16 protein-coding genes are annotated in these 18026 nt (G+C 70.6%); 6 read left to right on the forward strand and 10 right to left on the reverse strand.

Going from position 1 to position 18026, the window contains the following annotated elements:
- Positions 1-23: 23 nt before the first annotated feature.
- From ACFYY8_RS37880 to ACFYY8_RS37895, 4 genes are all read right to left on the reverse strand, one after another.
- A complete protein-coding gene (locus ACFYY8_RS37880) occupies positions 24-1826 on the reverse strand; it encodes a hemopexin repeat-containing protein (protein ID WP_390049637.1) in 1803 nt (600 codons plus the stop codon).
- A gap of 347 nt (positions 1827-2173) precedes the next feature.
- Positions 2174-2386: a hypothetical protein gene (locus ACFYY8_RS37885; protein ID WP_390049639.1), complete on the reverse strand. Its 213-nt coding sequence runs from the start codon at positions 2384-2386 to the stop codon at positions 2174-2176.
- 7 nt (positions 2387-2393) lie between these two features.
- Positions 2394-3317, reverse strand: coding sequence for a tyrosine-type recombinase/integrase (locus ACFYY8_RS37890; protein WP_390049641.1), 924 nt, complete (start codon positions 3315-3317; stop codon positions 2394-2396).
- Positions 3318-3470: 153 nt separating this feature from the next.
- On the reverse strand, positions 3471-4928 hold the full coding sequence (locus tag ACFYY8_RS37895) for a S41 family peptidase (protein ID WP_390049643.1): 1458 nt from the start codon (positions 4926-4928) through the stop codon (positions 3471-3473).
- Between the two features lie 128 nt (positions 4929-5056).
- Here ACFYY8_RS37895 and ACFYY8_RS37900 point away from each other — a divergent pair, with 128 nt between their 5' ends.
- Both ACFYY8_RS37900 and ACFYY8_RS37905 read left to right on the forward strand, forming a co-directional pair.
- Positions 5057-6340: a sensor histidine kinase gene (locus ACFYY8_RS37900; protein WP_390049645.1), complete on the forward strand. Its 1284-nt coding sequence runs from the start codon at positions 5057-5059 to the stop codon at positions 6338-6340.
- Positions 6337-7020, forward strand: a complete 684-nt coding sequence (locus tag ACFYY8_RS37905; protein ID WP_390049647.1) for a response regulator — start codon at positions 6337-6339, stop codon at positions 7018-7020. Before ACFYY8_RS37900 ends, ACFYY8_RS37905 begins: the two co-directional genes overlap by 4 nt.
- A gap of 762 nt (positions 7021-7782) precedes the next feature.
- On the opposite strand, the gene ACFYY8_RS37910 is transcribed toward ACFYY8_RS37905, so the two are convergent.
- Entirely contained in the window at positions 7783-8187 is a 405-nt protein-coding gene (locus ACFYY8_RS37910) for a DUF4267 domain-containing protein (RefSeq protein WP_390049649.1), read from the reverse strand.
- 34 nt (positions 8188-8221) lie between these two features.
- Positions 8222-8860: a hemerythrin domain-containing protein gene (locus ACFYY8_RS37915; protein ID WP_390049651.1), complete on the reverse strand. Its 639-nt coding sequence runs from the start codon at positions 8858-8860 to the stop codon at positions 8222-8224.
- Positions 8861-8962: 102 nt separating this feature from the next.
- Here ACFYY8_RS37915 and ACFYY8_RS37920 point away from each other — a divergent pair, with 102 nt between their 5' ends.
- Both ACFYY8_RS37920 and ACFYY8_RS37925 read left to right on the forward strand, forming a co-directional pair.
- A complete protein-coding gene (locus ACFYY8_RS37920; RefSeq protein WP_390049653.1) occupies positions 8963-12205 on the forward strand; it encodes a BTAD domain-containing putative transcriptional regulator in 3243 nt (1080 codons plus the stop codon).
- A complete protein-coding gene (locus ACFYY8_RS37925) occupies positions 12186-12371 on the forward strand; it encodes a hypothetical protein (RefSeq protein ID WP_390049655.1) in 186 nt (61 codons plus the stop codon). Before ACFYY8_RS37920 ends, ACFYY8_RS37925 begins: the two co-directional genes overlap by 20 nt.
- Positions 12372-12376: 5 nt before the next feature.
- On the opposite strand, the gene ACFYY8_RS37930 is transcribed toward ACFYY8_RS37925, so the two are convergent.
- Together ACFYY8_RS37930 and ACFYY8_RS37935 are read right to left on the reverse strand one after the other, a co-directional pair.
- A complete protein-coding gene (locus ACFYY8_RS37930; protein WP_352012324.1) occupies positions 12377-12934 on the reverse strand; it encodes an NAD(P)H-dependent oxidoreductase in 558 nt (185 codons plus the stop codon).
- Positions 12931-14550, reverse strand: coding sequence for an alcohol dehydrogenase catalytic domain-containing protein (locus ACFYY8_RS37935; RefSeq protein ID WP_390049657.1), 1620 nt, complete (start codon positions 14548-14550; stop codon positions 12931-12933). The genes ACFYY8_RS37930 and ACFYY8_RS37935 overlap by 4 nt, the downstream gene beginning before the upstream one ends.
- A gap of 89 nt (positions 14551-14639) precedes the next feature.
- On the opposite strand from ACFYY8_RS37935, the gene ACFYY8_RS37940 reads away from it, so the two are divergent.
- Positions 14640-15596 (forward strand): AraC family transcriptional regulator, encoded by a 957-nt coding sequence (locus ACFYY8_RS37940; protein ID WP_390049659.1) that lies wholly within the window; start codon positions 14640-14642, stop codon positions 15594-15596.
- Between the two features lie 87 nt (positions 15597-15683).
- Here ACFYY8_RS37940 and ACFYY8_RS37945 read toward each other — a convergent pair whose 3' ends face one another.
- On the reverse strand, positions 15684-16682 hold the full coding sequence (locus ACFYY8_RS37945; protein WP_390049661.1) for a zinc-binding alcohol dehydrogenase family protein: 999 nt from the start codon (positions 16680-16682) through the stop codon (positions 15684-15686).
- Complete coding sequence (locus tag ACFYY8_RS37950) at positions 16682-17533, reverse strand: MBL fold metallo-hydrolase (RefSeq protein ID WP_390049663.1); 852 nt, start codon at positions 17531-17533, stop codon at positions 16682-16684. The genes ACFYY8_RS37945 and ACFYY8_RS37950 overlap by 1 nt, the downstream gene beginning before the upstream one ends.
- 75 nt (positions 17534-17608) lie before the next feature.
- Here ACFYY8_RS37950 and ACFYY8_RS37955 point away from each other — a divergent pair, with 75 nt between their 5' ends.
- The gene (locus tag ACFYY8_RS37955; RefSeq protein ID WP_390049665.1) at positions 17609-17974 is read left to right on the forward strand and encodes a winged helix-turn-helix transcriptional regulator; all 366 of its coding nucleotides are present in this window, start codon (positions 17609-17611) and stop codon (positions 17972-17974) included.
- Positions 17975-18026 lie beyond the last annotated feature (52 nt).

Here is an 18026-nt window from a genome sequence, read left to right on the forward strand (position 1 = left end):
GGTGAGCGGCGGCCGGGTCGGGGTTAGAAGTCGTGCTTTTGGACGAGCATGTAGCGGTCGGCCTTGAAGACGTAGAACTTGTTGCTGCTGAGGTTGAGCTGGAAGGCGGCTGACAGGTTGGAGGCGAAGATGGTGTCCTCCAGGTCGGGGAAGGCGACGGAAATGCGCCAGGGGCCGTCGTAGACCATCGTTTCGGTGCGGACGTTGTAGCGGACGACTTGGTCGCCCTTGAACAGGTAGACGTCGCTGCTGCTGCCGGGAACCTGGCAGGCTGCTTCGATGTCGCTGGTGAAGATGGTGCCCTTCAGGCCGGGCCAGCTCGTGGCGATGTCCTTGACGCCGTCGTGTTCCTCGTCGTCGGTGTCGTAGCGGACGTACTTGCTGCCGCGGAAGAAGTAGACGTCGTCTCCTCCGTCGGGCACGAGGCAGGCGGCGCCGATGCCGCTGGTGAAGGCGGTGCCGTCCAGGCCGTGCCAGTTGCCGCTGACGGTGTCGGGGCCGATGAGGATTGTTTCGGCGTCCGCGCTGTATTTCAGGTACTGGTCTTCCTTGAAGAGCCAGACCTCACCGTTGCGGCCGGGGAGGTTGCAGGCGGTTCCCAGGTCGCGGGTGAAGCCGCTGCCGAACAGGCCGGGCCAGCCGGTGGCGATGTACGAGCCGTCGCCGGAGGGGGGGTTGCCGGGATTGTCGCCGGTGTAGCGGACATACAGGGTGAAGTGGCCCATGCCCTGGGAGTCACGGTTGAACTCCCAGCGCACCCGGCGGTCGCTGATGTTGTGGTAGAGGGCGGCCAGGTCCGCGGGGCCGAAGGTGAAGCCCCGGCTGAGCACCAGGTCGTCTTCGTTGAGGAGATGCTCCCAGATGGTCGTGATCACGTCCAAGCCGAAGTACACGTAGCCGAACAGCTCCATGCTGGGGATGAGGCTGAGGAACAGGTCGTTCCATCTGAGCTCCTCCACGACCTGGCGCAGGGCCTCGCCGAGTTTCTCGTACCACTCGGCAGTGGAGTCGTCGGCCTCCCACAGGGTGACGATGGCCGCGCCGCAGCCGTTCAGGCGGGTGTTGAAGAAGACCGTGTCGCCGGTGATGGCGAACTCCTTCTTCTCGGTGACCGACCCGGTTTCGTTGGTGCGCAGGGTGCGCTCGTGGCCGGCGGCCTTGGCCGCGACGGTCCAGTAGATCTCGTCCTTGCCGAGGCCCTGGTCTCCGACCGCTTTGTGGCAGTAGAACTTCTCCAGCTCCAGCCGGGCCTGGAACGGCTCCGCCGCGACGGCGGCCGTGTCGTCGTCGGTGGCGCTAACAAAGCCGGTCACGCCGAAGCCGTACTCGGCCATCGTCGCGGTGAACTCCGCGCTGTCGAGGATCTGGCCGTCGGTCAGGTGTTTGCGGTCCACCACGGCCAGGTTCGGCATCTGGGCCACCAGCGGGAGCACCTCGGCGAAGGCGGCCTTGTAGGACTGCTCGTCAAAGCCCTCCTGCAGCGGGCGGGAGCTGACGGCCTGGGGCACGGCCTGCGCCGAACGGCCGCCGGACAGCTGCTGGTGGTAGATGCGGCCCAGGCCGTGCAGGTAGTCGGTGCCCAGCACCCGCTCCAGCGGCGCCAGCACCGAGCGCTCCAGCTCGGTCAGTTCCAGTCCCTGGTCGGCGCGGGCTGCGGCGTGCAGCAGCACGCCGGTCATAAGGTTCACCGGGCCGCGCTTGTACAGCCGCTGCGCCTTGGCCTCCTGGGCCTGCTGCAGGCCCTGTCCGGACAGCACCGCCTGCCAGCGCTCCAGGTGCTGGGCGCGCTCCTCGGCGGTGAACGCCGCTATTCCGACCTCGCTCATGATGGTCCTTTCGTCGCGTTGTGTCCGGAGCCTCGGGTACGGCCGCAAGGGGGGCGCCGCGCGCTGTGGGCCTGTTTCGCAGGAGAGCGCGCAGTCCTGTCAGCACCCGTTCGCAACGTAACAGACCATGATCGAAAAGCAATCGAATGAGTGAGTCGCTCCCTGGCCGCGGTGTCTCGTCGAGAAGGAGGGAACGCTCCAGGCTCGCCCGCGCCCCCGGCGCGATCCGCTACCTCGCCCCGGGCGTAGCTTCGGAAGTCCTGGGCCAAACGGTGGGGACGGCCGCATCAGGCGGAGGCACCCCGCGCGATCGCGCTCGGCCACCGGCTGAAGCACCACGTCGATGATCATGTCCTTCTGCCGCCGACGTACACGGCCTCGCCGGCCCGCCGCAGGATCTCGTAGGCGGGTTCCCCGTACCGCGCGGTGCGCGTTCGGTGCGCAGCAGGAAACTGGAGTAGAGGGTCGGTGTAGCCCTGGATGATCGCGCCGCGGTCAGCGAACGGCGGCTGCTTCAGGAACGGCTTGACCGCGTCCTTCGAGCCGTCCCGGCACGCCATAAGGTCCTCACCGCTTACGGGCGGCAGGATCGCGCCTGGCCTGCCAGCGCGCGAGCGCTTCACCAGAGACCCGGGCGTAGCGGGCCAAGGAGGCGACCGAGGTATGCCCGGAGAACGCGAGCAGCGTGGAGGTGTTGGCGCCGTCCTCGGCCGCGTGAGTCAGTGCCGAGTGCCGCAGCTGATGCAGTGTCCAGCCGCCGGTGGCCGCCTCGAACAGCTCGGCCGCCCGACGATACGACAACCGCGCCTTCCCGCTGCCCGCGTCGATGTCGCCCGGCGGCAACTCCACCCGGGCCCGCCGGTCGGTGGTGAACACCGGCCCCGCTCGGCGCCCGCCCAGCAGGCGAGGCAAAAGCCGGGCGGTGCCGGTGCGCCACACGATCACGTCGACCGCGCCGCCCTTGCGCCGTACCCGGGCCCGTCGATTCCGCAGGTCCAACTCCTCAACATCCAACCCCAAGACCTCGGAGGCCCGCGCCGCGGACTCATACAGCAGCCGCCACAGGGTCCGCTCGCGCAGTGCGATCCCCTCCCGGCCGAGCAACTCGGCGACCTCGCCACGATCCAGCGACCGAGTGCGGTCGGGCTCGACCGGGCAGCGCTTAAGCCGACGCAACGGGTCCTCGGTGATCCAGCCCTGGTCCCGCCACCAGCCGACAGCCGAGGCCAGCGCGTTCAGCCGGGCGTTGACGGTGGCCGCCGAGCGCGCCCCCCACCGCTCGATGAACCAGGCGGCTACCCGGTCTGCCGCCACCTCCCCTTCCAAAGCGGTCACCGGCCTGGAAGGGCCGAACCTCTCGACCAGAGCGCGCAGCGCCGTGGCGTAGGACCGGGCGGTGTTGGGGTTGGACACTCCGGCGAGGAACCCCTCGACCGCGTCCTTGAGCACCGGTGCCTGCCGTTCGGCCCCGATCCTGTGGACCACTCCCACGACCGCCCCGCGCTCTATCGCAGATAATCGTCAAGTATCTGCGGTCAATCCTGATCGAAAGGGCTCGACGCGGAACCACACAGCGATGGCCTGCACGGACATGGCTTAGCGCACGATCCGGTTCCGATGTTCCTCAGACCCCTGACTCCACGACTACCGTCGCCGCTGACTCGCCAGATAGGAGAGGGCCTTGGCAAAGGCGGCGTCATGGTCGCCGTTCAGTTCCTCGTCGCTGAGAACGCCGGGAACGGACAGGTGTGGCGGGATACCGGTCACGTCGAAGGAGGTCCCCTCCCGGGTCAGGAAACGCTCGTTGGGCAGCGCGAAGCTCCACCCGTTGGGCAGCTTCCGCCACAGGAAGTCGGAGAAGGCTCCCTGGGTGTTCTCCCCGATCCGCTCAGGCCGGGGCGTCCGTCCTGTCATGGCCTGGGTGAAGGTCTCGCCCGCGCTGATGGTCAGGCTGCTGGTGAGCATGGCGATGGGGCCCGTGTACACCGGCGCGGTCGCCGGCCGTACCGGTATCGGCTGGGGGCGGGTGAACCTGGGCGGGTCATCCGGGGTGTTGCGGGCCTGCTTGGCGTAGGCCAGGTACGGCCTGCCGGTGAGCCTGGAGGCGAGCCGCAGGCCGAGCGCGTCGTAGCCGCCCAGGTTGATCCGGATGTCGAGGATGAGACCGCGCAGCCGGTCGGGACCCGAGGTGCGGGACGCGGTGAAGATCTCGTCGAGCGCCCGGTCCAGCTCGGCCGCATTGGGCTCGAAGCCACCGTCGGCGTAGCCGTCGAACGCGCCCAGCCGCAGGTAGCCCAGCCCGTTCGGGAGGTCGGCGTACCCGATCACGCCCCGTCCCCACTGTTTCAGGGGCTTGTGGGTGTCGTTCCTCTCGATGAACTCCTGGACCCGTTTGTTGAAGGCCATGAAGGCCGGTATTCCGTCCAGCTGCCTGGTGCCCGGCCGCAACGGCCTGGCGAACTGCTTGTCGCCCGCGAGGAGGGCGGTGTGCGCTTCGCCGAGCTCCTTGAGGATGTCGCGCAGCACGGCGAACAGCTCCTCGTCCTCGGTGCTCGAACTGATCTTGGACCGGTACCGGTCCCGGACGGCTCGCCAGTCGACGCCCTTGGTGGCGAAGAAGGGGTAGTTCTCGGCGAAGGTCGTCCAGAAGACGTCGAACACCTTCACCGGATCACCGGGCGTGGGAGTGGAACAGGCTCCGGGCAGGGCGGGCAGCCTCCGCAACTCGATGGCGCCGACGCTTCCCAGATACCGTAGCCGCGCCCGGCCAGGCCCCCTCGTCTGGACGGTGATCCGTCGGCCGCCTTCCTGCGCCGTGAAGGACGCCGAGTCGCGCGTCCCCGCCGTCTGTTTCGCCGAAAGCACTCCCTGCAGGCAGCTGATCGCCGTCATGTCGAAGGTGGTGAGCCGCCCTTGGCCGATGCTGAAGATCGTGCCGTAACCGTCGGCCCGCCAGAGCCCGTCCAGCGGCTCCCGCGCCGCGGAGGCGGCGTCGGCGGCCGGTGCCGCGACCTGTCCCGCTACGGCGATGCCCAGCGCGGCCAGTACGGCGGCCAGTCGCCGGGAAGTCCTTCCGCGCTTCGTGTTCCTGTTGTCGTTCACGGGATCCGACGCTAGGCGGCGACCCCGGCGGGGCACATCACACCACGGAGCCGTCCAGGCCCGTCATACCTTCGAACCATCCGGCCCGCGGGTCATACCCAGGTGGGAGGCCTGAGGTCGGCTGCGGGATGGAGCTCTTCGCGGAGGCCAAGGGCTACTGTGATGGCATGTTGCGCGCCTTCGCCCCGGCCCCGGCCCCGGCCGGAACCGTGGTCCTGCCCGCGCTCCGGTTCGCGAGGGTACGGGCCGTCGCGCCCTGGGTGATCGCATGCTTCATGTTCGCGATGAACGTGGGGATGCTCGCCACCGTCTACGACGCTCCGGTCGAGCTGACGGTGCTGCTCGCCGCGGCCTGCGCGGCTCCGGTGACGATCTGCGGGCACCGGCCGGTGACCGCCTGGCTGATGATCTACATCGGGATGCTGGTCACGCCACCGCTGGTCACGCCGCCGCTGGGGAACAACCCGTGGCCGTGGCTTCCGATGCCCGTGGTCGCCTATCTGATCGTGCTGTTCGCGCTGGCACAGCACCGGCCGCGATGGATGCTGGTGGCCGTCTGGGCACTGTCTCTCCTCGGCGCCCTGGTGGACGTGTCCCTGGTGCCCGTATCGTCCACGAACCCGGCCGTGGTGCTGCAGCTCGTGGCGGCCATCGTGCCGGTACCGCTGATCGTCGGCGATAATCTGCGCTGGCGCCGCCTGGCACAGGCGCGTGTCGCCGAGCAGGAGCAGGTCAGCGCGGCCGAGCGGGCCCGGCGCGAGCTGCTGGAGGAGCGGACCAGAATCGCCAGGGAGATGCACGACGTGGTGGCGCATCACATGTCGGTGATCGCCGTACAGGCCTCCAGCGCGGCGCGCAGGCTCGGTGGGGTGCCCGCCGACGCCGAGCGGGAGTTCGACTCCATCGGGGCGGCGGCCCGGCAGTCGCTGGCCGAGATGCGGCGTCTGCTGGGCGTGCTGCGCAGCGACGACGCGATGCCACAGCGCGCCCCGCTGCCGGGCCTCGACCAGGTGGGCGTGCTGGTGGAGAGCGCCAGGCGGGCCGGAACCCCCGTCGAGCTGACGGTGACGGGCCTGCCCGCGCACGTGCAGCCGGGGATGGAGCTACCGGTCTACCGGATCGTGCAGGAGGCGCTCAGCAACGTGATCCGGCACGCGCCGGGCGCCGCGACGGCCGTGGCGGTCACCGGGAACGGGACCGGGCTGCGGGTCGTGGTGGAGAACGCGCCGCCCGCGGACGCGGGGCGCGCGTTCGCCGAGCCCGCAGGCACCGGTCACGGGCTGGCCGGGATGCGGGAACGGGCCGCCATGGTGGGCGGCGTCCTGCTGACCGGGCCGACGCCACGGGGCGGGTTCCGGGTCGAGCTGACGCTGCCCCTGGTTCAGGCCGAGCACGAGGAGGAGCACACGTGACGATCCGGGTGCTCGTCGCCGACGACCACGCGATGGTCCGGGCGGGTTTCGGCGCGCTGCTGGCCGCCGAACAGGACATCGAGGTCGTCGGTGACGCGGCCGACGGCGAACAGGCGGTGGCCGAGACAAGACGACTGCGGCCCGACGTCGTCCTCATGGACGTCCGCATGCCCGGGATGGACGGCCTGGGGGCGGCCCGGCTGCTCCTGGCGCCGCCCGGCGGGGAGTACAGGCCGCGTGTGCTGATGCTCACCACCTTCGACCTGGACGACTACGTGTACGAGGCGCTGCGCGCGGGTGCCAGCGGGTTCCTGCTGAAGGAGGCTCCGCCCGCGGACCTGGTCTCGGCGGTGCGGGTGGTGGCGGCCGGGGACGCCCTGCTCGCCCCCTCGGTGACCCGGCGCCTCATCGAGGAGATCGCCCGGTGCAGGCCCGCGCTGTCCGGCGCCGCACCCCGGGTGCAGTCGCTGACCGAGCGAGAGTCCGAGGTGCTCCTCCACATCGCCCGCGGCCTGTCCAACACCGAGATCGCCGCGGCCCTCGTCGTCGCCGAGCAGACCGTCAAGACGCACATTGGCCGCATCCTGGCCAAACTCGATCTGCGAGACCGCGCCCAGGCGATCGTCTTCGCCTACGAGAGCGGCCTCGTCGTGCCCCGCTCCAGCCTTCCCTCCCGGTGACCGCCGGCAGGGGACCGTACGGTGACCGTTCACCGGAGAAGCGTGCGGCGGCCGGGAGCGAAAACCCACGTGTGACGGCGTCCGGTCACGCCTACGGGAAGACGCCGTGGGAAACGCCGAAAAGCCGGAAAGGGGGCGCGGCGGCCATGTCGAAAACTGCGGTGATCAGCGGGATCCCCGGCGACTGGGGGTGCACAAGGCGATCGAGGCCTGACGTGACATCCAGAACGAGCTCACCGTCGAGGGGATCGCCGCCGCCGAGGCCGAAGGCCGTTATCGCGGTCGCCCGCCCGCGCTCACCGGGGAGCGCGTGGAAGAGGTGCGGGCGGCCTACATTCAGCAGGGCACCTCGATCGCAGCACTCGCTCGCGCTCACGGGGTGAGCCGGGCCGCCACCCGAACCGCGCTCTCCGATCTACTACCCGATCAAGGAGCCCCTGCCTCCGGGCCATGACCACCGCCCTGAGCTGCGCGTCAGCCATTAGCGTAGTTACCCGTCAGTAGATCTCTCAGACCGCTTCGCCCAGCTTCAGCCGAGTCAAGGTCAGTTCCGTGCGGTTCCACGCTGTCATGTCCAGCCGCGCGACATCCGCCGGGGTCCCATCAGCGCCATGCAGTACCAGCCCGACGGTCAGATTCCACGCGGTGGCCGCCGTTCGAAGCCGTCGTCACCGGGCAGGAGCACGCGCCCCTTCAGGACCCCGCGCAGATCATTGATCGTCATCGTCGTCCCCCTTTTCGAGCTGTCAGAGAATGCGGACGTCAGGCGGACTGCGCGGTGGTCGCCGGGGTGGTGCCGGTCTCGCGGAGGATCAGCAACCCCGTGACCGCGATCAGCGCCGCGGTCAGGCCGTGGATGCCGAGTGCGGCGGCCGTGGATCCGTGGTGGGCCAGGACGTTGACCATGTCGCCGAACGGAGCGACGGCCGTCATCAGCAAGACCCAGCCCAACGGACGGCGGTGGCCCGTCACCAGCAGGACGCCCATGGCCAGGCCCATCGCGATCTCGCGGCTGCCCTTCACGACAGGGAAGCCGCTGCCGTCGGAGGGCCAGTTCGGCAGGCCCGGGAAGGACGCCTCGAGGGGCAGGAGGAAGGACAGCCCGAGGTAGAGGGTGAACAGGACGACGACGGCGGCCAGGACGGTGTTGAGCTTCTTCAGCGACATGGTCGTTCTCCTTGTTTGTACGGACGAGCAGGGTTCAGCCGCGGACACGGCGGATGTGGCGGGCGTAGCGGGGGCGGCCGACGACGTGCCAGATGACGCGGACCGGGGCGGGAAGGCCGCGCAGGACGATGGCGCGCTCGGCCGGGTTCGCGTCCTCCAGGACGGCGCCGAAGAGCGTGAGCAGGGTGAGCTTGGGCGTGTTGTTCACCAGGTGGTCGCCCAGCGAGGCCCACTCCCGCTCGGTGAGGTGCTTGGCCGCGAGCGGGAGAAGAGTGGCCTCCTCGTCGTCGAGATGCTCCAGCACGACCGCGCGGTGCTCGGCGAGGGCGGCCACGAGGGTGTCGCGTTCGTCGGCGCCCGCGCCGGCCTCCCAGGCGGGGAACGCGGCGTCCAGCCTGGTCAGGGTGGCCGCGACGCGTTCGTGCTGGGCCTGCATGCGCAGGACGATGTCGGCCTCCAGGTCCACCCGGGAAAGCAGCGGCGGCCACAGCAGCTCGTCCTCGCCCTCGTGATGGTTGTGCAGGCCCAGCCGGTAGACGCGGAAGTGGCCGGCGATCACCTTGGCGCGAGCGGTGTCACCCGGGGCGACGGCCGCTACGAGCCCCACCAGCAGCCGTGACTCACGGCGGAGCACGCGGTGGACGATCTCCATGTCCTGGGTGTTGACGCTCATCCGTTCCCGCCCCTTCATCGGTTGCGATGCGTTCAGGCTGCTCCTGGGTGCTTGGAGGGGATTTGGAGGGTATTTGGAACGTCCACGTAAGATGTGCGGATCATGGTCTTCATCCGGGTGCTGGGCTCTTTCGAGGCCGAGGTCGGCGGCGAGCCCGTTCCCCTGGGCGGGCCGCGGCAGCGGGGCGTGCTGGCATTGCTGGTGGCGGCGCGTGAGCACGTCGTACCGGTCGACCGGATGATCGAGGACCTGTGGCGCGGGGAGCCTCCCGCTCGGGCGCTGATGTCCCTGCAGGCGTACGTGTCCAACCTGCGCCGGTTGCTGGAGCCCGGACGGCCGCCGCGCACGCCGGCCCGGCTGCTGGTGAGCGCGGCGCCGGGTTACGCGCTGCGGCTGCCACCGGATGCGGTGGACGCGTGGCGGTTCGAGGGCCTGCTGGACCAAGCCCGTACGGTCACCGACCCACGCGCGGCGCAGGCTCGGCTCACCGAGGCGTTGGGGCTGTGGCGGGGGCCGGCGTTCGCCGAGGTCGCCGACGAACCGTGGGCCGCCGCCGAGACCGCCCGGCTGAACGAGCTACGTTTGGTCGCCACCGAGCTGCACGTCGCGGCGGGTCTGCGCGTCGGCGACCCCGCCGCGGTGGTTCCCGCGGCCGAGCGGCTCACCCGCGACGAGCCGCTGCGCGAGGAGGGCTGGCGGCTGCACGCCTTGGCGCTGTGGAGCAGCGGCCGCCAGGCCGACGCGCTGGCGACGCTCCGCCGCGCCCGCGGCATCCTCGCCGAGGAGCTCGGGCTCGACCCCGGCCCGGACCTGACGGCGTTGGAGGGGGCGATCCTCGCCCAGCGCACGGACGTCCTCCGCGCGTCCGTGTTCCTGCCCCCGCCTGTCGTCCCGCTGCCGCAGACGGTTCCGATCACCGAGGCGCCGTTCGTCGGACGCCAGGAGGAGCTGGCGGCATTGGTCGCGGCCGCCGCCGAGGCCGCCTCCGGCGGAGCCCGTATCGCCCTTGTCACCGGCGAGGCCGGGCTCGGCAAGTCGACGCTGCTGGACCACCTCGGCAGGCGACTCGAACGTGACGGGTGGCTGGTCGCCGTCGGTCACTGCCCCGAGGTCGACAGCGCGCCGCCCGCGTGGGCCTGGGCCGAGGTGCTGAGAGCCGTCGCCGCGGCCACGTCCCCGGGCGAGTTCGCCGACGACCTCGCGCCGCTGCTCACCGACACCGGGCCGGTGAGCGCCGACGCCACCGCGGGACGGTTCCGCCTGCGCCAGGCGGTGTGGAAGTGGCTCGCGGCGGTCGCCGCGGAACGCCCGGTCGCCGTCGTGCTGGACGACCTGCACTGGGCGGACGCCGTCACGCTGGAGCTGCTCGGCGGCGGCCCTGGCGTTCGGGCCCCGATCCTGGTCGTGGTGGCTTACCGGGCGGACGAGAGCGGGCACCTCACCGAGACGCTGGCCTCACTGGCGCGCGCCACGCCTCTCCGCCTAGCGCTGCCGGGGCTGAACGACGAGGCCGTCGCGGAGCTCGTACGGGCCGAGTGCGAGGCCGACGAGGAGACCATCGCAGGGATCGCCGAGCGCACCGGCGGCAACCCGTTCTACGTGCGCGAAAGTGCCCGGTTGCTGAACGGCGAAGGCGCGCTGGTCGCCCTCTCCGAGGTCCCCGAAGGCGTACGGGACGTGCTGCGGCGACGGCTCGCGCGCCTGCCCGAGGGATGCGTGGCCGTGCTGCGTCTGGCCGCGGTCGCAGGCCGGGAGAGCTCGGTGGACGTCCTCGTCAAGGCAGCCGACACCGACGAGGACGGGGTGATGGACGCGCTGGACGCGGGCGTCATCGCCGGGCTCCTCAACGAGCCCGGCCCAGGCCGCATCCGCTTCGTCCACGCCCTCGTCAGGGACACGCTCATCGCCGACGTCAGCAGACTGCGTGCCACCCGGATGCACGCCCGGATCGCCGACGCCCTGGAAGGCAGCGGCGACATCGCGGCGCTGGCCTATCACTACGCGCGCGCCGGCTCACCGAAGGCCGTCGGCCACTGCGTCCGGGCCGCCGAGCTCGCCGAGGCCCGCTATGCCCACGACGTGGCGGCCGATCTCCTCACCGACGCGGTCGCGAACTCGACAGGACCGGATGAACGGGTCGAATTGCTCGGCAGGCTGCTGCGTGCGCAGATCAGGGCGGGAGCCGTCGCAGCCGCCCGCGAGACGCGCCGTGAAGCCGTGGAGTACGCAGAGTCTCTGGGCCGCGACGACTTGATGATCGCCGCATTCACCGCGTGGACAGAGCCGACCGCCTGGCAGGCCCGTACATACGGCACGGTGGACCGGCCCATCGTCGACCGCCTGAGCCGCCTGCTGAAGCGTGACCTGACCCCTTCGGTGCGGTCCCGGCTCCTGACTGCGTACGCCATCGAACTGGTCGGCGAGGACGACCCGACCGTTCTGGAGGCGGCGCAGGAGGCACTCGACCTCGCCACCGGACCCTGGTTGCGGGCCGCGGCACTCCAGATCCTGTCTGAAGTCCACGGCGACGCCGAGCTCTGCCGGGAACTCGTGGCGATCGGCACCGAGCACGACCTGCCGGTCTACCGTGTCACCGGGCTGCTCAACCATGCCGGCATCGCCGCCGCCGCCAATGACCCGGTGACCATGCGCCAGGTGATCACCGAGGCCCTGGAACTCGCGCGTACCTACCGAATGCGCGAGGCGATCGCCGCCGCCGAGATCACGCTGGCAGGCCTAGCGCTCATCGAAGGCCGCTTTGCCGCCGCCGAACTCCTCTACATCAAGGCCGACGAGGGCATGCGGCGCGCCGGATCGGTGCACACGGGCTTTCTCCCACTCGCCTTGGCCACGATCTGGCTGAACGACGGCACGCTCGGCGCGCACCTGGACGACGTTCGCGCCCTCCACGCCACGCTCGGCCCTATGGTCTCCGACCTGCTCGCGCTCGCCCTCCACGCCAACGGCCTGGATGCCGAAGCCCGCGAGGTCCGCGCGTCACCCAGCCCGATCCGCCCTGACTTCTTCTTCACCTTTCTCACCACGTTGCGCGCGATGGCCAGTGTCGCCTTGAACGACCGCGACGCAGCCGAGGAGATCTACGCGACGCTGCTTCCGCACCGCAACGGCCCCCCGGCGGGCGCCGCGAGCCTGTCGGTGGCACTGCGCCCGGTCGCCCACACCCTCGGTGAGCTGGCGGTCTACCTCGGCCAAGACGACGAGGCCGCCGCCCACTTCACCCTGGCCGCCACCATCGCCGACCGGTGGAACGCACCTCATTGGGCCGCCGAGGCCCGGTTGCGAACGGCCACCTATGCCACTGCCCATGGCGCCGCACATCTGTGACACAGAACTTGCGTCATCTGCGGTTGAGCGCTTCCTGGAGTCGGCGCAGGCGGCCGCCACCCGCGCCGGCTCCGCCGAGGCCCTCGCCCACCTGACCGCCGCGACCGGGCCCCGGTATCCGGTCCCCGCGGTGATGGAGCGCTGGACGGGCCTGTCCGACGCGTGACGGGGTCACGCCCTGAGCGGTCGCAGCGCCGTACTCCAGGAGACGACCTGGTCGAGCAGCCTGCCCAGTGTGTCCTCCTGGTGCGCGGCGGGTTTGAAGGTGGTGAAGTTCTCGAAGTCGGTGTGCAACAGCAGCTCCACGCCCACCTGGACATCGGCCACCTTGACCTGACCGAGCACCTGCCGCAGATGCTCGGCGGCCCGCACGCCGCCGCTGACGCCGTAGCCGACCACGCCCGCGGCCTTGTCGTGCCATTCGGCGAACAGGAAGTCGATGGCGGTCTTGAGCGCCCCGGTGATCGAATGGTTGTACTCGGGTGTCACGAAGACGAAGCCGTCGAGGTTCGCGACGGTCTCGGACCACTTCTTGGTGTGCGGGTGTTCGTACACCCCGGTGGCCGCGGCGAGCGGTTCGTCCAGATGGGGCAGGTCGTAGTCCTTCAGGTCGACCAGTTCGTAGTGCGCGTCGCCACGTCTGACCGCGTGGTCGTGGACCCAGCGGGCGACGGCCTCGCCGTTGCGTCCCGGACGCGTGCTGCCGACGATGATGCCAATCTTGATCATTTACCCACCTTCAATACGATTTTTCCGCGAATAAGGCCGTGCTCTGCTTCGTGATGCAGGTCAGCCAGGGAATCCAGCGGGCGAACGTCCACCGTGACGTCCACCACGCCCTCGTCGATCAGCGCCACGAGTTCGGCCAGCTGGCCCGGGTCGTTGCGGGCCACGAACCGGACGGCGCGCGGGTGCTCGATCGGCCGGGTGATCGAGACGAACTCCTCGGCCAGCTCCGTCACCGAGGCGGGCACGTCGGCCACCAGGTTGATCAGCACGTCGTTACCGCCCGGCAGGGGAGCGGTGGTGTAGTCGACGATCTCGTCGGCGCCCAGCGCCCGCACGGCGGCGGCGCTGCGCGGACCGGCGGTCGCCACCACGTACGCGCCCGCGTGCTTGGCCAGCTGCACGGCGAACAGCCCGACGCCGCCGCCCGCCCCGTTGATCAGCACCCGGCTGCCGCGACCGATGCGGGCGTGCTCGAAGACCGCCTGCCACGCGGTGAGCCCGGCCACCGGCACGGCGGCCGCGTCCGCCAGCGGAATCCGCCGCGGTGCTTTGGCCAGCGCGTCCGCCTTCGCGACCGCGTACTCGGCGGCCGCCCCTCCGATGAGCCCGATCACCCGGTCGCCGGGGGTGAGGTCACCGGCTCCGACGACCACGGTGCCCGCGACGTCCCAGCCGAACGTGTGCGGAAGCGTGACATCGAGCACGTCCCGCAGCAGGCCCGTTCGCAGCCCGACCTCCGACGGGTTGAACGACGTGGCGGCCACCCTGACGAGTACCTCGCCCGGCCCCGGCCTCGGCACCGGCACCTCCTCCAGCGAGATCACCGAGGCGTCGCCGTACTCATGCATGCGGGCGGCCCGCATGGTGCCGAGGAAGTCGGCGGCGTGCTCGCTCGCCCACGTCTCGAAGGTGCTCGCGGGCACTCCGGTGACCTTCTCCACGGTGTCGGTGGCCGGGCCCGGCTCGGCCAGGCCGCGCAGCATGCCGTCCACGGCGGGAGCGGGCCATCCGAGCCCGAGCAGCCGCAGCCTGGCCTCCTCCGGAGGCTCCTCCTCCCAGCGCACCGGCAGGCCGATCGCGTCGCCGATCGCCCGCGCCTGTTCCCGCTGGGTCAGCGGCCGGGGCCCGGTCAGTGTGTGGACCACGCCGTGGTGCCCCCCGCCGAGCAGCGCGCGCACCGCGACGGCCGCCACGTCCCGCTCGTGGACGGGAGAGAAGGCCACATCACCGTACGGCTGCCGCACGACGCCCTCCCGAACCTGCGCGGCCCACCGCAGGGCGTTGGCCGCGAAGGCGTGCGGGCGCAGCACCGTCCACTCCCGGGCGGTCCCGGCGATCAGGCGCTCTATCTCGACCTCGTGCGGGCGCGCGGCGGCCGAGGACAGGTAGACCACCCGCCGCGCTCCGATCAGTTCCAGCACCTCGCGGGCGCCCTCCGCCGAGGCGAACGGCCACAGCAGGAACACCGCGTCGACGCCGTCGAGGGGCGCGCCCAACGCGACCGGATCGGTCAGCTCCCTCGTCACCGTGCGGACGTCGGCGCCCGCGTCTTCGAGTTGGTTCACCAGAGGGCGGCCGATCGTGCCGGTCGCCCCGCTGACCAGTACTTTTGTCACGCCGTCAACGATATGAGCCACAGTCGAGACAACCAATGCGCCTCTGTCTGTGATTAATACGCGATCGTCTCTGGCATTAGACTCATGTCATGGACGTGCTGAGCGACGTGGTCGCCTTCATGCGCTTGGGCGTGCCCCGCTCGGCGCGTGTCGAGTGGCCGGCCCGGTGGGGACAGCGGTTCCCGTCGGCGCCCGGCTCGGCGGGCTTCCAGGTGGTGCTGCGGGGCTCGTGCTGGGTGATCCCGCCGGAGGGGGAGCCGGTCCCGGTCGCGACGGGAGACGTGCTGTTCTTCCCCCACGGGCACGGCTACGCGCTGGCCGACTCGCCCGCGACTCCCGTCGAGGAGTCCGACTGCGACCCCTACGCCGAGACCGAGCTGTTCTCTTCGGCCTCCGTCGAGGGCGCCGGGCCCGTCACCGTGACGCTCTGCGGTGGCTACCGGCTGGACTCCAGCCGGGTACACCCGCTGCTCAGCGGGCTGCCCGAGATGATCCACCTGCCCGCCAGGCTGGGACGCGACACCGAGCTGCGCGCCTCCGTCGAGCTGCTGGGCAAGGAGATCGAGAACCCTCGGCCGGGCGCGGACCTGGTGGTGTCGGCGCTGCTGGACATGCTGTTGCTGTACATCCTGCGGGCCTGGTTCGACACCTCGACGGAGCACTGCGCGGTCGACAGCTGGGCCGCCGCGCTGGCCGACCCGGCCGTCGGTGCCGCGCTCGACGGCATCCATCGCGACCCCTCCCACCCGTGGACGGTCGAGTCGCTGGGCCGTCGTGCCGGATTGTCCCGTGCGGCGTTCTCCAGCCGGTTCACCCGGTTCGTCGGGCAACCACCGCTGACCTACCTGACCTGGTGGCGGCTGGGTACGGCCGCGCGCATGCTGCGTGACTCCGACGCCGCACTGAGCGAGATCGCCCCCGCCGTCGGCTACGGCTCGGAGTTCGCCTTCGCCAACGCCTTCAAACGCGAGTACGGCATGGCCCCCGGCAGATACCGCCGCCTGGGCTGCCCTCCGGACCGGACGACGACGGCCCCGGAACCTTGAACGGGGCTTGAGGAACGGCGGGACGGAAACCCCGTCGTACCCGGTAGGTCAGAAGCAGCGGCGCCTCGCCTGCGATCGGTTCCGCTGCTATGCCCTCGGATCGAGGAAGACCCTGCCGATCGGGCGGTCCTCGACGACCCGGCGTTGCGCCTCGGCGGCCTGCTCCAGCGGATAGACCCGGTCCGTCACCGGCCGTAGGACGCCTTCGGCCAGGTGCCCGAGCAAGGTGCCGTAGGCGTCGGCGAGTTCCCGCTGGGTGAACGCGGTGAACAGGAATCCCTCCAGCCGTGCGGTCTTCCAGATCAGGTCGGTGACGTTGATGGCCGCCTTGGTGCCGACCGTGTATCCGATGCTGACCACGACTCCGCCTTGGCGCAGCGCGCTGAGCGCTTGGCCGGTGAGCTCGCCGCCGAGGCCGTCGAGGACCACGTCCACTCCCGAGCCGTCGGTCAGCCGGGCGACGCCGTCGGTCAGGGTTTCGGCCTCAAGGTCGATGACGGCGAGACCGTCGGTCCGCGGGATCGCGGCGAGACGGTCGGCGCCGCGGGAGGTGGAGATGACCCTGGAGGCGCCGAGGACCGGGGCCACCTGCGCGGCGGCCGAGGCCACCGCACCGTAGACGCCGGGTGCCAGCACGACCTGTCCCGGTCGGACGCGGGCGACCCTGGTGAGCGCCAGCCACGCGGTCAGGTATCCGGCGCCGGCCGCCAGGGCCGCGGCGTCGTCGTCGCCGACATGCTCGGGGACGGGCACCAGGTGGTCGGCCGGAACGGCCGCTTCCTCACGCCACATGCCGTCGAGTTTCGTGCCGTAGCCCCAGCCGCACAGCAGAACGCGCGTCCCGGGCGCGTGTCCGGAGGTGCCGGGGTCGATCACCCGGCCCACGGCGCTCGCCCCGGGGACCAGTGGCAGCGGTTTGCGCATCCGCGGGGGCAGCACGCCACTGCGGACCTTGTCGTCGAGCGGGCTCACCCCGGCACGGATGATCTGGATCAGTACCTCGGTGCCGTCGGGTTCCGGCCGCGGGACCTGCTCGATCCTCAGGTTCTCGACGCCGCCGAACCGGTGGAATCGTACGGCGCGCATCATGCCAGCCGCTGCGCGTTGAGCCAGACGGTGCCCGGGTTGAGGCGGTCCGGGTAGAGCCTGGTCATCTCGTCGAAGTACGCACGGGGAGTCGGCTTGGCAGCGATCACCTTGAGGGTGGTTCGCAGGTATTCGGCGGTCTCGTCAAGGATGCCGGGATCGTCCGGACGGGTGGGATCCTTGTGCCCGGCCACCACGGCCGCCGGTCGTAGGGCGCGCACCGTTTCGATGGCCTGGAGCCAGGCGTCGACGCCTCCGTCGAACCCGCCGTCGGCGAGGTACTGGTGAACATTGTTGTAGGCGACGTCACCCGCGACGACGAGACCGAGCGCCGGCACGTGCAACACGGTGGAGTCGTCGCCGTCACTGTGGCCGACCTCGACCGGACACAGCCGGTGCCCTTCGAGCACGAGGCCTCCGGCCGGCACCGGCTGGGCGGTCACACGCAGGTCGGGGAGCTGTCCGGGAAACAACGCCTCCCAGAACGACCGGCGCCGCCCGCTGATCGAGGCGTGCATCATCCGGATCGTGCCCTCGGTGGCGACGACCACCGCTTCGGGGAAGCGCTCGACCAGCAGCGACGCGCCGAACCAGTGGTCACCATGGCCGTGGGTGACGTAGATGTGGGTCAACCGCTTGCCGGAGCGATCGATCCGGTCACCGACCCGCCGGGTCTGCTCGACGGTGAACGGCGGATCGACGAGTACGGCGTCGCTCGTGCCGTGGATGAGGGTCGTCGAGAGCGGCGACCACTGCTGGGGAGCACCGGTGGGAAGCGTCCCGCTCGTGGGGATCTGCTGGGAAACCCACACCTCGTACCGTAGCTCGGCGGTTTCGCTCACGTCGGGCATACTCGCTCCTTGTCGATAAACTACTATCAATAAGCAAGAAGCTATCGAAAAGATAGTTAATAGGGAAAGTGAGCCATGTCACATCGCCAGCTGGACCCGGATGACATCCGGCCGTACTGCCCGTACTACGCCGCGGCGATGGACACCCTGAGCCGCCGCTGGGCCGCGACGGTGCTGCGGGCACTGCTCGGCGGCGCCACACGGTTCAGCGACATCGCGGCGGCCGTCCCCGGCATGACCGACAAACTGCTGTCACAGCGCCTGAAGGACCTTGAGGCCGACGGGCTCGTCGAGCGACACGTCCGAAGCGCCGCTCCGGTACGGGTCGACTACCGGCTGACCGAGAAGGGAGCCGCACTCGGCGCGGTGTTACTCGACCTCAACCGGTGGGCTCTGGAATGGATCACCCTTCCCGCCGCTCCCCCCGAAGACCAGGAGTGACGGTGGCGACCTCACCGGGCCAGGCCCCGTGCGGGGCGCCCACGAGGCGACC

Source organism: Streptosporangium sp. NPDC001559 (genome assembly GCF_042893955.1).
GTDB lineage: Bacteria > Actinomycetota > Actinomycetes > Streptosporangiales > Streptosporangiaceae > Streptosporangium.

What these genes read in the sequence shown, in the direction of transcription:
- ACFYY8_RS37950 (WP_390049663.1), bottom strand. Translation starts at nt 17,533, where the DNA reads ATGCCCGACGTGAGCGAAACCGCCGAGCTACGGTACGAGGTGTGGGTT.
- ACFYY8_RS37940 (WP_390049659.1), top strand. Translation starts at nt 14,640, where the DNA reads ATGGACGTGCTGAGCGACGTGGTCGCCTTCATGCGCTTGGGCGTGCCC.
- ACFYY8_RS37955 (WP_390049665.1), top strand. Translation starts at nt 17,609, where the DNA reads ATGTCACATCGCCAGCTGGACCCGGATGACATCCGGCCGTACTGCCCG.
- ACFYY8_RS37885 (WP_390049639.1), bottom strand. Translation starts at nt 2,386, where the DNA reads ATGGCGTGCCGGGACGGCTCGAAGGACGCGGTCAAGCCGTTCCTGAAG.
- ACFYY8_RS37900 (WP_390049645.1), top strand. Translation starts at nt 5,057, where the DNA reads ATGGAGCTCTTCGCGGAGGCCAAGGGCTACTGTGATGGCATGTTGCGC.
- ACFYY8_RS37925 (WP_390049655.1), top strand. Translation starts at nt 12,186, where the DNA reads ATGGCGCCGCACATCTGTGACACAGAACTTGCGTCATCTGCGGTTGAG.
- ACFYY8_RS37880 (WP_390049637.1), bottom strand. Translation starts at nt 1,826, where the DNA reads ATGAGCGAGGTCGGAATAGCGGCGTTCACCGCCGAGGAGCGCGCCCAG.
- ACFYY8_RS37930 (WP_352012324.1), bottom strand. Translation starts at nt 12,934, where the DNA reads ATGATCAAGATTGGCATCATCGTCGGCAGCACGCGTCCGGGACGCAAC.
- ACFYY8_RS37910 (WP_390049649.1), bottom strand. Translation starts at nt 8,187, where the DNA reads ATGTCGCTGAAGAAGCTCAACACCGTCCTGGCCGCCGTCGTCGTCCTG.
- ACFYY8_RS37945 (WP_390049661.1), bottom strand. Translation starts at nt 16,682, where the DNA reads ATGCGCGCCGTACGATTCCACCGGTTCGGCGGCGTCGAGAACCTGAGG.
- ACFYY8_RS37920 (WP_390049653.1), top strand. Translation starts at nt 8,963, where the DNA reads ATGGTCTTCATCCGGGTGCTGGGCTCTTTCGAGGCCGAGGTCGGCGGC.
- ACFYY8_RS37915 (WP_390049651.1), bottom strand. Translation starts at nt 8,860, where the DNA reads ATGAGCGTCAACACCCAGGACATGGAGATCGTCCACCGCGTGCTCCGC.